The sequence below is a fragment of the Janthinobacterium agaricidamnosum NBRC 102515 = DSM 9628 genome (assembly GCF_000723165.1).
In the GTDB taxonomy this organism is placed as follows: domain Bacteria; phylum Pseudomonadota; class Gammaproteobacteria; order Burkholderiales; family Burkholderiaceae_D; genus Janthinobacterium; species Janthinobacterium agaricidamnosum.
On the sequence record NZ_HG322949.1, the window covers coordinates 3,166,877 to 3,181,072 of the forward strand.

Sequence of the window (14,196 nt, forward strand, 5' to 3'; positions counted from 1 at the left end):
GCATGGATTATCACATCGAGGAAGGCAGTTTCACCGTTCCGGACGGCGCACAGGACCGCAGCATCAACCTGCTGATACTGAACCACGGGCCCGGCGGACTGACGCTGGTAGTGACCCGCGACCAGTTGCAGGAAGGCGAAAATCTCGACACATTCCTGACCCGGCAATTGCGTACCATGGCGTCGCAAGTCAAACATTTCCAGCAGCAAGACCGTTGCGAAGTCCATCTCGGCGCGGCGCAACTTCCCGGCCTGCAAGTGTCGACATCCTTCAGGCAAAACGGCAGCAGCATCCACCAGCGCCAGACCGTGGCCAGCCTCGGCGGTGTGGCCGTATTGTTGTTCACGCTGAGTTGTGCATCGCCGCTGACGACGCAACAGCAAGCGTATGCCGAAGTATTGCTGGCCAGCTTCAGAGCGTCACCCGCCAGTCTGGATCAGCCTTGAGCAACATCCGATGTGCCCGGCCGCCGCCCGCCTGACCGACCCGATCGCCCACACCTCGATCTGGGGCAACCTTGCCAAGATGGGCGGTTCGCTGATCGTCGGCGCGCTGGTCGGCGCGGCCTTGACGATCGCCGTCAGCGCCGCCCTGGTCGCCACGCTGGCGACCGGCGGCCTGGGCCTGGTGGCGCTGCTGGCGATCGGCTTTGCGGTCGGCGCGGCCATGGAAGGCAGCGGCTTGAACGGTTTTATCGACCATCACATCAACCGGCTGGTCGATGCGCTGATACCGCCATCGATCGAAGGCAAGATCGTCAGCGGCTCGCCCGGCGTGCGCACCAATTCGCTGGCGGCGGCGCGCGCCGCCGCGCCCGGCCCGCTCGATGTCATCGCCTGCGCAATGCATGCGTCCGGCCCGCCGCCGATGATCGCCCAAGGTTCGGACAACGTCTTCATCGACGGCCACCCGGCGGCGCGCTCCGGCGACAAGACCACTTGCGGCGGCACCATCGCGGCCGGCTCGGACAATGTGTTCATCGGCGGCGGCACTGTCACCGTGCGCGACATCGAAGACGAACGGCCATGGTGGATCAGCGCCCTCGGCGTCGCGCTCGGCGTCGCGCTGGCGCTGTGCGGACGCGGCAAGATGAACCTGTCGGCGCTGAAATCGGCACTGCCCTGCCTGCTGATGAACTTTGGCGCAGCGATGGCCGGCAGCATGGTCGGCCACCACATCAAGAACTATATCGGCCACCCGGTGAACGTGATTACCGGCGGCAAGGTGCTGCGCGAAACGCCCGACTTCCTCCTGCCCGGCCCGCTGGCGCTGGCATGGTGCCGTTTTTACAGCAGCCACGACCAGCGCGACGGCGGCTTGTTCGGACCTGGCTGGAGCGTGCCCTATGAAGTCGCCTTGAGCATCGAGCGCGATGCGGCGGGGCAAGTAGCCGCCCTGCACTATTGCGATTGGCAGGGACGGCGCATCACCTTTCCGCCGGTGCAGCCCGGAAGCAGCCATTACAGCACAGCCGAAGGGTATTACCTGATCTGCACCGAACTGGGACAGTATCTGGTGGAAAGCATCGACGGCATGTACCGCGACTTCGGCCTGCCCGCCCCGCACTTTGCCGGCACGCTCAAACTGCAGCGGCTGGAAGACCGTAACGGCAACTGGCACGCGCTGCGCTACGACGCAACTGGCCGCCTGTTGCACATCAACGACGGCTGCGGACGGCGGCTGGACTTGCTGTACGACCCGTCATTCCCCGCGCGCGTGGCAGAAGTGCGCCTGGGCAAAGGCGCGCTGGACGAGCCGGCCGAGACGCTGATGTCATACCGCTACACCGCGCAAGGCGAATTGGCGCAAGTACACGACCGCAGCGGACAAGAAGTGCGCCGTTTCGCCTACCGCCAAGGCTTGATGAGCGAACACAGCGTGCCGGGCGGCTTGTCATGCCATTATGAATGGAGCGGCAGCGGCAACCATGCCCGCGTGGCCAGGCACTGGACCGATGATGGCGAAGGGTATGACTTCCATTACGACCTGCTGCTGCGCTATACCAGCGTGAACGACCAGCTTGGCAGACAATATCGATGGGACTGGAACGACGACCAGCAGCCGGCCGCCTATACCGATGCCGAAGGACATGTCTGGCGCTACCTGTGGGATACCAACCGGCAACTGGTGGAATGCGGCGATCCCTCCGGCGCCGTCACCCGCTGCGAATACGATGCCGCCGGCCGGCTGCTGACCGTCATCAATGCGCTGGGCCAAATCGAAAAAACGGAATGGCATGCCAGTCTCGACGTGCCGACCGCCGAGACCGACGCGGCCGGCAACCGCTGGTCTTATGTTTATGACCAGCGCGGCAACCTGATCGCCGCCACCGACCCCTCCGCTTATGAAACCGAACAATTCCATGACAGCCGCGGCTTGCCGCACACCATACGCGACGCGCGCGGCGGCTATACACACCTGGAATGGAATGTATGTGGGCAACTGACCGGCTACACCGACTGTTCCGGCAAGCACAGCGCCTTCGCCTACGATACGCGCGGCGCGCTGGCATCCGTCACCGACGCGCTGGGCCATGCCACGCGCTACGACAACGATGCACTGGGCCGTCTGCACAGCATTGCCGCAGCGGACGGCAGCCTGCAAAGATTGCGCTACGATGCGCTCGGCCAACTGACTGCCAGCATCGATAGCGCCGGCCGTGAAACCCGATACCAGCGCAACCGGCGCGGCCTGCTGACACGCCGCACCAATCCACTCGGCCACAGCGTGCAGTTTGTCTACGACAATGCCCACCGGCTGCAACGGCTGGTCAATGAAAACGGCGAAGCCTACCGTTTTGAGTACGACCGCAACGACCACGTCATCGCAGAAACCGGCCTCGACGGCACGATCCGCCACATCGTCCACGATGCACGCGGCTTGCCGGTGAGTGTCACCGACGCCGTCGGCGAAACCGATGCCCTGACCTTGCGCATGCAGCGCGACGCGCTGGGCCGCCTCAGCGCCAGACACGCGCGCGGCCGCGGCACCGCCTACCGCTACGACCAGATTGGCCAGTTAGTGCAGGCCCGGCAATACAGCGACAGCGGCGGCCATCGCACCGTGCACGATCACTTAATGTTGAGCTACAGCCCGCGCGGCGAATTGCTCAGCGAAACGGGACAGATGGGCAAGCTCAGTCATCAATACGACGCACTGGGCAACCGCAGCGCCACCACGCTGCCCGATGGACGCACTATCAACAGCCTGTATTACGGCTCCGGCCACTTGCACCAGATCAATATCGACGGCGGCATCGTCAGCGACATCGAACGCGACGACTTGCACCGCGAAGTGTCGCGCAGCCAGGGCCGTCTCGGCAGCAGCTTCGGCTATGACAGCATGGGCCGGAAAACCTGGCAGCACGCCAGCGGGGAAGCCCGGCACGATACCGTGCTGCGCAAGGAGTGGCGCTACGACCCGGCCGGGGAAATGACACAAAAGCGCCATTCCCGTAACGGCGTCAGCCACTATCTATACGACCCGCTCGGGCGCATTGTGAGCAGCGCCCAGGCGGCGCGGCGCGAACTGTTCAACTGGGATGCGGCGGCCAACCTGGTCGACAGCACGCAGCAAGCCGGCTACGTCAAACATAACCGCCTGCTGATGTTCGAAGACAAACGCTTCGACTACGATGTGCATGGCCGGCTGGAAAGCAAACAGATCGGCGCCCATACCGTGCAGCATTTCCGTTACGACGGCGAACACCGCTTGCGGGAAGTCGAAACGGTGCGATCCGGCGTGCGCCAACTGGTCTATTTCGATTACGATGCGCTGGGGCGCAGGATCAAGAAAACCGACGCCTTCGGCACCACCCGCTTCCTGTGGGATGGCTTGCGCATGCTGCAGGAACAGCGCGGCGGCGATGTCGCCACCTATCTGTATGAACCCGATAGTTATGCACCGCTGGCAAGGATAGACAGCCAGGCCGCCAGCGATGCCGTCGCCGCACCTTGCACACCGTTGCCGGACGCAAACGACACGGTAGCGGGCAAGGTGTACTATTTTCATAACGATGTTTCAGGCATGCCGGAAGAACTGAGCGGCGCCAATGGCAAGCTGGTATGGCAAGCCCAGTACAAGACCTGGGGCAACACCGTCAGCGAAACGTGGGAGCTGGCCGAACCCGGCCAGCCGGCCAGCCAACCGTTGCCGCAAAACCTGCGCTTCCAGGGCCAGTATCTGGACCGGGATACCGGGCTGCACTACAACACGTCCAGGTTTTATGATCCGGATATCGGGAAGTTCATTTCGCCTGATCCGATTGGCTTGGCAGGCGGGGCCAATCTTTATACATATGCACCAAATCCGCTAACGTGGATAGATCCTTGGGGCTGGACGTGCAGTCCTCAAGCCAACCAGACCCAAGGAAATTCCGGACGCGATGAATTTCTGGCGCGCTTGCTCAGCTCAAAAAGATTTGAGGTGATTGACAAAGAGGTACGAGTAAATACACCTGGGAATGGTCATTACCGAAAAATGGATATTTTGATCAAAGATCGAAAAACTGGCGAGTTGCTCCACGTGGAAGTAAAAACGGGAGGTGCATATAGAAATCCAAGTCAGTTATCCAAAGATGCTGATATAGCAGTGGGGAAATCTTCTAATGGAAATACCACATGGGGTACGCGAAAAATTGATGGGAAAATTTCAGGAGGAAAAGGGTCTGACACTGGTCCGCTCAAAACAATAGAATTAACCGTCGACCATAGAACGGGAAAAATATTAAAATAATGGTATAACATGTCAAAAACATCAATAGCAAAAGCAATTCTTCAAGAACTAACACGGGAAATGGAAAACGTCGGGTATTGCTTCGACAAAGAAACATCATCAGTGGAACTTAATATTTTCACAAAAGAAAATGCATTACAAAAAACTGTATTGAGCTATTCACTTAACGGAAGAGGAAATTACAAAGCATTTGGGCAAATAAAAATTATATATAAAGATTTATCGGAAATAATGAAGGATATTTTCAAAAACAGTAAATTATCAGAGGATTACGACTATCAAAAATCCACAGCATATTGGGAAGGCGTAGGAATCTATTCCACGATAGGAAGATTTTCCAATGATAAAACCATATACCATTGCAACTCAAAAGAAACTTCTATCGATTTCGCAAAAAACTACGCAAGGCAAATAAAATCGGAAGAAGAAAATTTTATTAATCCGCATCTGAACCAAAAAACGACAATTGAAGAGTTCATGAAACCGATGCACCATTTTTGGCCAGGTGACTTGAGGGCTTTCCTGGAACATTTAGTAGGGTATGCAATAAAAACATCTGATACAAATCTACTCAAATATGCATTTCAAAAAGCAGAGGATGTATCAGAAAAACTTGTCCCACAAGCACGTTCAACAGATTTCACCGCGGAGTTGAAAAATGCGACAAGAAACATCATGCTTTAATTTAAAATATTAATTATTAAAATAGAAAATCATCCAGCTCGACAAGACAGGAGGCGTGGAATTAAACAACTGACAAGCACCAGCAATGCTGGCGATCTCTTTTATATCCCGGCAATCAACAAGGAAGGCGACGAAGGCGTTGTGATGGCCCGCCATATTGAGTTGATCCAGCCGAATCTGGGGTATTTGATCGAGAAATCGTCGCCCTCGCAGTCGCCATGGATCGACGTTTCAAGCGACGCAAACAAAAACGCCTCGCAGCATGCGGCAAGCTGACTTGTAAAGCGAGGCAACGCCGCCATCGGCATCATCCCACGGCTGCTTGCCGACATCGAGACGGCTGTGGACATGGTTTATCGTCCATTGAGCGTCGCTCTTCAACGCCGCCAGCTCATCCAATCGAGCGGCACGGAACTGCCCAGGAAATGATTTCACGGTATCCCAGCCCTGATACGGCTTGACCGCAACAGACCCGCCTATTGCATGGTGACTGGCTGCACAGTCCCATGCTTAGCGGGTGCACCACTTTCCACAATGATGAGCAAATAATATTCTTTTTACATTATTCATTTCTGTTGCAAGCATAGGCGAAAAAAGATGAAAACTATTTGCAAATATCCGTAAATCAACGTCAACGGATGCGGCAAGCGGCGCGTTTCTGGACCTGAGACGGGAATGATCCCGCTTGAACATACATCTTTGAATCACTTCTTGAGGACTGAACCATGAAAAAAGTAATCGCTACTCTGATCGCTGGCTTGTTCGCAACTGCAGCATTCGCGCAATCGCCTGCAGCCTCTGTGCCGGCCAAAGCCGAAGCAAAACATACGAAAGAAGTGGCCAAAGCAGACGCAAAAGAAAGCAAGGCCGTCGCTAAAGCCGACGCCAAGGAAGCCGCGGCAACCGCCGATGCAAAAGCAGACGTCGCCAGCGCCAAAGCCGACGCCAAGGAAGCCAAAACCAAGGCCCACCACAAGGCAGCAAAAGCCAAGGCCAAGGCCGACGAAGCCAAAGCTGAAGCAACCCCCACCAAGTAATCCGGCCCTACTCTGGGAAAAGACAGGTTCGCCTGTCTTTTTTCGTTTACGCTCACGCCCCCATCGGCACTCACCTGCGCCATAGGCATGACAACAAGGCAAATGTAAGCGTTTGTAAAGCCCGTCAACGGACCAGTTCGCCATTGCGTTTTTTGCTCAGTGATACGGGAATCATCCCCACTAACAGATTAAACAACCACTTGAGGATTGCACCATGAAAAAAGTTATCGCTACCCTGATCGCCGGCCTGTTCGCTTCCGCTGCATTCGCTCAAGCTCCGGCTCCAGCCGCTTCCGCGCCAGTGGCGATGAAAGCCCAAACTCTGCCGCTCAAGGATGTCGCCGAGCCTGGCGCAACGAAACTGCCTGGCGCCAAGCAAGTCAAAGCGCATCACGCTGCGAAAAAGCCAAGGCCAAAACTGACGACGTCAAGGCCGACGCAGCACCAGCGGCAGCACCTGCCGCCAAGTAAGCCTCAAAACGGTTTCCATAAAAAGACAGGTTCGCCTGTCTTTTTTTTCGCTGTCATTCTGCCGGCCTTGGGCGCCGCTGCGAATGCCGCAAAACATGACGACAACGGCAAATGTAAGCGTTTGTAAAGGCGGTCAACGGATCACCTAGTCCACGCGTTTTTTGCTCAGTGACACGGGAATCATCCCCACTAACAGATTAAACAACCACTTGAGGATTGCACCATGAAAAAAGTTATCGCTACCCTGATCGCCGGCCTGTTCGCTTCCGCTGCATTCGCTCAAGCTCCAGCGCCTGCCGCTTCGGCTCCTGCGGCAGCACCGGCAGCCGCCAGCGCAGAAGCTTCGGCGCCAGCAAAAGCCGTTAAAAAATCGCACCACAAAGCGAAAAAAGCAAAAAAAGCCGCTGAAGCCAAAACCGAAGCACCAGCAGCAGAAGCCGCCCCAGCCAAGTAATCCGGGCTGCATCCATGTCAAAAAAAGACAGGCTTGCCTGTCTTTTTTTACGTCTGCAACTTTACTGATCGGCGTACTTGGCGCCCATCGTTTCAAGCATGCGCACTCAATATGCCAGTTGCGCCGCGAGGTCGATCAGCGCGCGCAATTTGGGCTGGTGCTGGGTGCGCACCGGAAAATACAGATACAGCCCCGGCGTGGCCGGGATGTACGATTCCAGCACCCGCTCCAGCCGCCCGGCGGCGACATCGCCGGCGATTTCCATGTCCGCCATATACGCCAGCCCCAACCCCTGGCGCGCGAAATGCGCGATCAGCGTGGTGTCGTTGACGATCAATCCACCCGACGTTTCGACGTGGAAGGCCTGCCCTTGCTCGATGAATTTCCAGCGCGGCAGCGTGCCCGACGTCAGGAAGCGGTAGCGTATGGTTTCGTGCCGCACCAGTTGTTCCGGCGTGGCGGGCCGGCCGTGCGCCGCGAAATAGGATGGCGCGCCCACCACCGACCAGGACAAGTCCGGCGTCAGGCGTATCGCCACCATGTCTTGCGCCACCGACTGGCCAAGCCGGATGCCGGCGTCGTAGCCTTGCTCGACCAGGTCGACGGTGCCGTCGTCGAGCGAAATATCGAGTTTGACGTCCGGGCAGTTTTGCCGCATGCGGCTGGCCAGCGGCTGCATCACCAGCGCCCCCAAGGCGCGCGGCACAGTCAGCCGCAAGGTGCCGGACGGCCGGTCGCGGTAAGCGTTCAGGGCGGCGAAGGCGTCGCCGATCTGGGCCGCCGCCGGACGCATGCCGGCGAACAGGCTCAGTCCCGCTTCGGTCAGCGCGACGTTGCGCGTGGTGCGCTGGAACAGGATCACGCCGTGGCGCTGTTCCAGCAATTTGACGGCCTTGCTGACGGCGGTCGGCGTGATGCCGAGACGCGCCGCGGCGGTGGTAAAACTTTTTAGCTCGGCTACCGCGAGGAACGCTTCGACGCCATCGAATGCACTGGTTTTCATGATGTGACTGTAGGTTGGCCGTGAATTGATGGGGAACTTTTTGATGGTGTACTTTACATTGGCGGCCAATATAGCAGAACCCGCTTTGTCGATGCCGCTACCGCTGCCGACAGCGCAATGTAAGTGTTTGTAATCGCCGTCAACGCCAGCGTCCGCCACGGCGTTTTTTGCTCAGTGACACGGGAATCATCCCAGCACAAACCGACACCCCAACCACTTGAGGATTGCACCATGAAAAAAGTTATCGCCACCCTGATCGCCGGCCTGTTCGCTTCCGCTGCATTCGCTCAAGCACCAGCGCCCGCCGCTTCCGCTCCGGTCGCCATGAAAGCCGAAGCCAAGCATACCAAGGAAGCCGTCAAGGCGGATGCCAAAGCGGCGACCGCCGTGCCGGCAGCCAGCGCAGAAGCCAAGACCGAAAAGACCGATAAGGTCAAAGCACATCACGACGTAAAAAAGAGCAAGGTCAACGCCGGTGAAGTGAAGGCGGTAGCCGCGTCGGCAACGCCGGCGGCATCGGCGCCAGCCACTAAGAGCCTATCCCAGTAGATGAATACGCCCTCTTCTGGCGCCCCTCAGGAACGGGGACTGCGTTGATCGTCGTCGCGTGGCTCGCCACGCTTGCTCCTCACGCCTGGTCCGCGCTCCTGATGCGCGGCCAGTAGACGACGCTCACTACTGGGATAGGCTCTAAGTAAGCGCCGTTTCGCAGTTCCAAAAAGACAGGTACGCCTGTCTTTTTTTATTGCTGCGGCAACAACGGCAAAAAATGATCGACCGGCACTGAAAATTTAATTGACTGATCAGTCACTCTTGATATATCATGCGAACTCGATAGTGAATGCAATGAGTGAGGTAACCATGTCCCGGCCCAAAAGTGAAGACAAGCGCAACGCGATCATGGCGGCGGCGATCCGCGTGATCGCCAGCCAGGGCCTGGGCGCGCCGACCGCGACTATCGCGAAAGAAGCCGGCGTGGCGAATGGCTCGCTGTTCAATTATTTTGACACCAAGGCCGAGCTGTTCAGCCAGTTGTATGTGGAACTGAAACAGGAAGTGATGAGCAGCGCGATGCAGCAACTGCCGGCCGGCGCCGACCTGCGCGCACAAACGCTGCACGTGTGGACGCGCTGGATGCAATGGGCCACCAGCTGGCCCGATAAACGCAAGGCGATGGCGCAACTGTCCATGTCGGACGACATCAGCCCGGCCAGCCGGGCCGCCGGCCAGCAAGCGTCGATGGGAATCGTCGACTTGATACAGCGTACCTGCGCCGGCGGCCCGCTGCGCGACCATCCGCTGCCGTTCATTTTTGCGGTGGTCAGTTCGCTGTCGGGCGCGACCATGGATTACATGATTGCCCATCCGGCGCAAGCACAATTGCATTGCGATACAGGGTTCGCCATGTTGTGGCGGGCGCTGACCTGATGCCGTCAGCTGGTTCACCTTGGAAATCAGACGCCGCGCCTGTGCGGCTTTTTTTGAAGTACGATAATGACTGTCCAGACAGTCACAAATATGGGAGCATGACCATGTCAGATACCGTTTTAGTGACCGGAGGCAGTGGCTTTGTCGCCGGCTGGTGTATCGCCGAACTGTTAAAGCGCGGCTACACCGTGCGCACTACCTTGCGCAGCCTGTCCAGGGAAGCCGCGATCCGCGCCATGCTGGTCCCGGTCGTCGACGCCGGCGACAAGCTGACCTTCCACGGCGCAGACCTGACCAGCGACGCTGGCTGGGATGCCGCGATGGCCGGCTGCGACTACGTGCTGCATGTCGCCTCGCCGCTCGGCGGCGATGGCACAAAAGATCCCGATGAATTGATCATCCCGGCCCGCGACGGCACGCTGCGGGTGTTGCGCGCCGCCACCAGGGCCGGCGTCAAGCGAGTCGTCATGACGTCGTCCACGGCTGCCTCGTGTCCGCCGCAGCGCGGCCCCGACAGCTTTAACGACGAAACCGTCTGGAGCAACCCGGACGACCGCAACCTGCCGCCCTACCGCAAATCGAAAATACTGTCCGAAATGGCGGCCTGGGATTTCATGCGGACGCATGGCGGCGCCACCACGCTGACCACCGTGCTGGCCAGCGCCGTGTTCGGCCCGCTGCTGAGCGCCGACAACCTCGGTTCGGTACAAGTCATCGGCCGCCTGTTGAGCGGCAAGATGCCGGCCTATCCAAGGTTGGGCTTCAATGTCGTCGATGTGCGCGACCTGGCCGATGCGCATATCCGCGCCATGACGGCGCCGGAAGCGGCCGGCCAGCGCTTTATCGCGGCCAGCGATTACCTGTGGATGAAAGATATCGCCGGCACCCTGCGCAGCAGGCTGGGCACGCAGGCGGCCAAGGTGCCGACCCGCCGCATGCCGGACTTCGCGCTGCGCCTGCTGTCGCTGTTCGATCCGTCGCTGAAAGTGGTGACGCCCGGCCTGGGCCGCAAGCACAGCTTCAACGCGGCCAAGGCGCGCCGCGTGCTGGGCTGGACGCCGCGTCCTGCCGCCACCACCGTGCTCGATTGCGCCAACAGCCTGATCGAGAAGAACGCGGTGTAGAGCGCCGGGTTCGCGTGCGCGGTATTGGCGCGGCGAGCAGCCGATGATGCACTGGCCGACCGGCTGTGGCGTCTCAGCAAACAGTTGAACGACCTCGAATACGATATAAATTAATCAAATGTAAGCAATTGTAAGTGGCGTCAACGCTCAGGCAATCGACCGCGTTTTTTGCTCAGTGACACGGGAATTATCCCCACTAACAGATTAAACAACCACTTGAGGATTGCACCATGAAAAAAGTTATCGCTACCCTGATCGCCGGCCTGTTCGCTTCCGCTGCATTCGCTCAAGCTCCAGCACCTGCCGCTTCGGCTCCTGCGGCAGCGCCGGCAGCCGCCAGCGCAGAAGCTTCGGCGCCAGCAAAAGCCGCTAAAAAATCGCACCACAAAGCGAAAAAAGCAAAAAAAGCCGCTGAAGCCAAAACCGAAGCGCCAGCAGCTGAAGCCGCTCCAGCCAAGTAATTCAGGGCTGCACCGATGAAAAAAGACAGGTTCGCCTGTCTTTTTTCATTTCCGGACGGCGTTTCAGTCATACGTCACACCTAAACAGCTCCGGCTTTTTCCTGCGACCGCTGCACCGCCGAATCGATAAACGAACAATTCCTGGTGATCGCCTTGTCCATCTGTTCGTCATCCGGCGCAAGCGACGCATCCAGGTCGGGCCCCAGGTCGGCCTTCTCGCCCATCGTCAGCCGTATCGCGATCGAGGCAAACAAGCCTTGCGAGCCTTCTTCCTTTAACTGCGCGGTCAACCGCGCCTTGCCGGCAGCAAGATTCGTGCCTTTTGGCAAACGCGCTTGGCATGCGGCTGACTCTCTGTGCCCTGGTTCCGGTCTGGAGTTGCCGTGGCTGCCTCCGGCCGGCGGCTTGCTGGCGGCCGGCGCTTCCCTGCTGCTGTATTTCAGCCGTTCCGATACCAGCACAGTGCCGCTGGCGGTATGGCGGCGCCTCAACCGCCCCAGGCAATTATTTCCGCAATCAACCGATCCGGCTGCTGCTCCAGGTCCAGCGTGATGCCGGTTTCATCCGATTGCAACGGTTGCAGCGTGGCCAACTGGCTGTCGAGCAAGTTCAGCGGCATGAAATGGCCCGCCCTGCCCGTCATGCGCGCGGCAAGGACATCACGTGCGCCGGCCAGGTGCGCGAAACCGAGCGCCGCATCGCCGCCGCGCAGCACATCGCGGTAACACCGCTTCAACGCCGAGCAAGACAGCACCAGTCCTGATCCATTGATACGCGCGGCGGCGATTTTCGCCTGCAGCGTCAACAGCCAGCCAGCCCGGTCGGCATCGGTCAGGGGAATCCCCGCCGACATCTTCGCCACATTGCCGGCCGGATGAAAATCGTCGCCCTCGATAAACGGCAGGTCCAGCGCGGCCGCCAGGCGGCGCCCGATTTCACTCTTGCCGCAAGCACTGACGCCCATCACGACCCAGCTCTTTTTCTGTTGTTGCATACGTATTCCTTACCTGTTCTTTTGCATCTGCACGCAGATGTAAGCGTTTGTAATGTCCGTCAACGGTCCCGTCCGCCAGCGCGTTTTTTGCTCAGAGACACGGGAATTCAGCCACAGCAGAATTATCCCAGCACTCACACATTAAACAACCACTTGAGGATTGCACCATGAAAAAAGTTATCGCCACCCTGATCGCCGGCCTGTTCGCTTCCGCTGCATTCGCTCAAGCTCCAGCGCCAGCCGCGTCGGCCCCCGCCGCTTCCGCTCCGGTCGCCATGAAAGCCGAAGTCAAGCACAGCAAGGAAGTCGTCAAGGCGGATGCCAAAGCGGCGACCGCCGTGCCGGCAGCCAGCGCGGAAGCCAAGACCGCCGACACAGTCAAAGCGCATCACGGCGTGAAAAAGAGCAAAGTCAACGCCGGTGAAGTGAAAGCGGTAGCCGCGTCGGCAACGCCGGCGGCATCGGCGCCAGCCACCAAGTAAGCGCCGCTTCGCAGCGGCAAATGTAAGCCTTTGTAAAGGTCGTCAACGGATCACCTGCTGCACGCGTTTTTTGCTCAGTGATACGGACTCAGTTACACCGATTCAATGCACTACCCAACATTCAACCACGTGAGGATTACAACATGAAAAAAGTTATCGCTACCCTGATCGCCGGCCTGTTCGCTTCCGCTGCATTCGCTCAAGCTCCAGCACCTGCCGCTTCGGCTCCTGCGGCAGCACCGGCAGCCGCCAGCGCGGAAGCTTCGGCGCCAGCAAAAGCCGCTAAAAAATCGCACCACAAAGCGAAAAAAGCAAAAAAAGCCGCTGAAGCCAAAACCGAAGCGCCAGCAGCCGAAGCCGCTCCAGCCAAGTAATCCGGGCTGCATCCATGTCAAAAAAAGACAGGCTTGCCTGTCTTTTTTTTGAGGCGCCGGTGGCGCACATCGTCCCGCGCCTCCCTGACGCGCAAGCAAAGGCAGACATGCAAAAACATATCATCATATTGCTGGCCAGCCTGGCTTTTCTTTACGCCTGCGACACGTTTGTCCAACACACCGAACCGCCTCTGTATGCCGGCCTGGACGATCCCGGGCTGAGCCTGCCGCTGGCGGCAGACCCCGAAGACGCCTTTAACTAAAGCCTTTATTTCGGTATCAGCACGCTGTCGATGACATTGATCACGCCATTCGACTGATAGACATCGTAGGTGCTGATATTGGCGCTATTGCCGCTCTCATCCATGACCGCGATATTGTGCATGCCGTTCATCGCGAACATCAGCTTGCCGCCGCTGGCGGTCGGCAGCGTCGCTTTGCCGTCATGCAGCTTGATTTCCTTGGCCAGCGCTGCGAAATCATATTTTCCCGGCACCACGTGATAGGTCAGGATCTTGGTCAGGGTCGCCTTGTTTTCAGGCTTGACCAGGCTGTCGACAGTGCCGGCCGGCAATTTCGCGAACGCGGCATTGGTCGGTGCGAACACCGTGTAGGGTCCCTTGCCTTTCAGCGTGTCGACCAGTCCGGCTGCCTTGACCGCCGCCACCAGCGTGGTGTGATCGGCCGAGTTGACGGCATTGTCGACGATATCCTTGCTCGGCAACATACTCTGCCCGCCGACCATGACGCTGATGTCCGCGCCGAAGCTGGCGCCCGCGGCCATGATGGATGCGGCAAACAACATTGCTGGGGTAAAGGTACGCATGATTATCTCCTGAATGACTGCCTGTGCATGATTGCAGGGCTATTTACGCACTCGGATGGCGGATCGGATTCAATTATTTTTCAAGGCAAAAAAATACGGCGGAGCGCACCTGCGCATCCGCCGT

Annotated in this window: 18 protein-coding genes; 13 read left to right on the top strand and 5 right to left on the bottom strand. The window is 58.6% G+C overall.

The features are described 5' to 3' along the window. Positions 1–2: 2 nt before the first annotated feature. The 3 genes from GJA_RS13450 to GJA_RS27340 are packed head-to-tail and all read left to right on the top strand — an operon-like array spanning position 3 to position 5,418. Complete coding sequence (locus GJA_RS13450; RefSeq protein WP_038493064.1) at positions 3–446, top strand: DcrB-related protein; 444 nt, start codon at positions 3–5, stop codon at positions 444–446. 10 nt (positions 447–456) lie between these two features. Further along, complete coding sequence (locus GJA_RS13455) at positions 457–4,734, top strand: RHS repeat-associated core domain-containing protein (RefSeq protein ID WP_051780822.1); 4,278 nt, start codon at positions 457–459, stop codon at positions 4,732–4,734. A gap of 9 nt (positions 4,735–4,743) precedes the next feature. Then, entirely contained in the window at positions 4,744–5,418 is a 675-nt protein-coding gene (locus tag GJA_RS27340) for a hypothetical protein (RefSeq protein ID WP_144241526.1), read from the top strand. A gap of 101 nt (positions 5,419–5,519) precedes the next feature. Here the strand turns inward: GJA_RS27340 and GJA_RS13460 are convergent, their stop codons facing one another. Then, positions 5,520–5,768: a hypothetical protein gene (locus tag GJA_RS13460; protein WP_144241527.1), complete on the bottom strand. Its 249-nt coding sequence runs from the start codon at positions 5,766–5,768 to the stop codon at positions 5,520–5,522. 375 nt (positions 5,769–6,143) lie between these two features. Between GJA_RS13460 and GJA_RS13465 the strand changes: the two genes are divergently transcribed. From GJA_RS13465 to GJA_RS26710, 3 genes are all read left to right on the top strand, one after another. Beyond that, positions 6,144–6,455: a hypothetical protein gene (locus GJA_RS13465; protein WP_038493068.1), complete on the top strand. Its 312-nt coding sequence runs from the start codon at positions 6,144–6,146 to the stop codon at positions 6,453–6,455. Between the two features lie 214 nt (positions 6,456–6,669). Further along, a complete protein-coding gene (locus GJA_RS26705) occupies positions 6,670–7,053 on the top strand; it encodes a hypothetical protein (RefSeq protein WP_038493069.1) in 384 nt (127 codons plus the stop codon). 96 nt (positions 7,054–7,149) lie between these two features. After that, the gene (locus tag GJA_RS26710; protein ID WP_081905400.1) at positions 7,150–7,380 is read left to right on the top strand and encodes a hypothetical protein; all 231 of its coding nucleotides are present in this window, start codon (positions 7,150–7,152) and stop codon (positions 7,378–7,380) included. A gap of 106 nt (positions 7,381–7,486) precedes the next feature. Here the strand turns inward: GJA_RS26710 and GJA_RS13475 are convergent, their stop codons facing one another. Beyond that, on the bottom strand, positions 7,487–8,383 hold the full coding sequence (locus tag GJA_RS13475; protein ID WP_038493071.1) for a LysR family transcriptional regulator: 897 nt from the start codon (positions 8,381–8,383) through the stop codon (positions 7,487–7,489). A 231-nt stretch (positions 8,384–8,614) separates the two neighbouring features. Between GJA_RS13475 and GJA_RS13480 the strand changes: the two genes are divergently transcribed. From GJA_RS13480 to GJA_RS26715, 4 genes are all read left to right on the top strand, one after another. Further along, positions 8,615–8,932: a hypothetical protein gene (locus tag GJA_RS13480; RefSeq protein WP_038493073.1), complete on the top strand. Its 318-nt coding sequence runs from the start codon at positions 8,615–8,617 to the stop codon at positions 8,930–8,932. A gap of 312 nt (positions 8,933–9,244) precedes the next feature. Next, a complete protein-coding gene (locus GJA_RS13485) occupies positions 9,245–9,811 on the top strand; it encodes a TetR/AcrR family transcriptional regulator (protein ID WP_038493075.1) in 567 nt (188 codons plus the stop codon). A gap of 104 nt (positions 9,812–9,915) precedes the next feature. Beyond that, the gene (locus GJA_RS13490; RefSeq protein WP_038499804.1) at positions 9,916–10,935 is read left to right on the top strand and encodes an SDR family oxidoreductase; all 1,020 of its coding nucleotides are present in this window, start codon (positions 9,916–9,918) and stop codon (positions 10,933–10,935) included. A 230-nt stretch (positions 10,936–11,165) separates the two neighbouring features. Continuing rightward, positions 11,166–11,396 (top strand): hypothetical protein, encoded by a 231-nt coding sequence (locus GJA_RS26715; RefSeq protein WP_081905401.1) that lies wholly within the window; start codon positions 11,166–11,168, stop codon positions 11,394–11,396. 80 nt (positions 11,397–11,476) lie between these two features. Here GJA_RS26715 and GJA_RS27345 read toward each other — a convergent pair whose 3' ends face one another. Further along, positions 11,477–11,686: a hypothetical protein gene (locus GJA_RS27345; protein ID WP_144241528.1), complete on the bottom strand. Its 210-nt coding sequence runs from the start codon at positions 11,684–11,686 to the stop codon at positions 11,477–11,479. Between the two features lie 197 nt (positions 11,687–11,883). Continuing rightward, complete coding sequence (locus GJA_RS13500; protein ID WP_242404534.1) at positions 11,884–12,390, bottom strand: gluconokinase; 507 nt, start codon at positions 12,388–12,390, stop codon at positions 11,884–11,886. A 167-nt stretch (positions 12,391–12,557) separates the two neighbouring features. Between GJA_RS13500 and GJA_RS13505 the strand changes: the two genes are divergently transcribed. From GJA_RS13505 to GJA_RS27350, 3 genes are all read left to right on the top strand, one after another. Then, positions 12,558–12,872 (top strand): hypothetical protein, encoded by a 315-nt coding sequence (locus GJA_RS13505; RefSeq protein ID WP_038493078.1) that lies wholly within the window; start codon positions 12,558–12,560, stop codon positions 12,870–12,872. Positions 12,873–12,949: 77 nt separating this feature from the next. Further along, positions 12,950–13,246 (top strand): hypothetical protein, encoded by a 297-nt coding sequence (locus GJA_RS26720; RefSeq protein ID WP_242404535.1) that lies wholly within the window; start codon positions 12,950–12,952, stop codon positions 13,244–13,246. Positions 13,247–13,260: 14 nt separating this feature from the next. Further along, positions 13,261–13,509, top strand: a complete 249-nt coding sequence (locus GJA_RS27350; protein ID WP_144241529.1) for a hypothetical protein — start codon at positions 13,261–13,263, stop codon at positions 13,507–13,509. A gap of 5 nt (positions 13,510–13,514) precedes the next feature. Here the strand turns inward: GJA_RS27350 and GJA_RS13510 are convergent, their stop codons facing one another. Next, positions 13,515–14,051, bottom strand: coding sequence for a fasciclin domain-containing protein (locus GJA_RS13510; protein WP_051780823.1), 537 nt, complete (start codon positions 14,049–14,051; stop codon positions 13,515–13,517). Between the last annotated feature and the right edge of the window lie 145 nt (positions 14,052–14,196).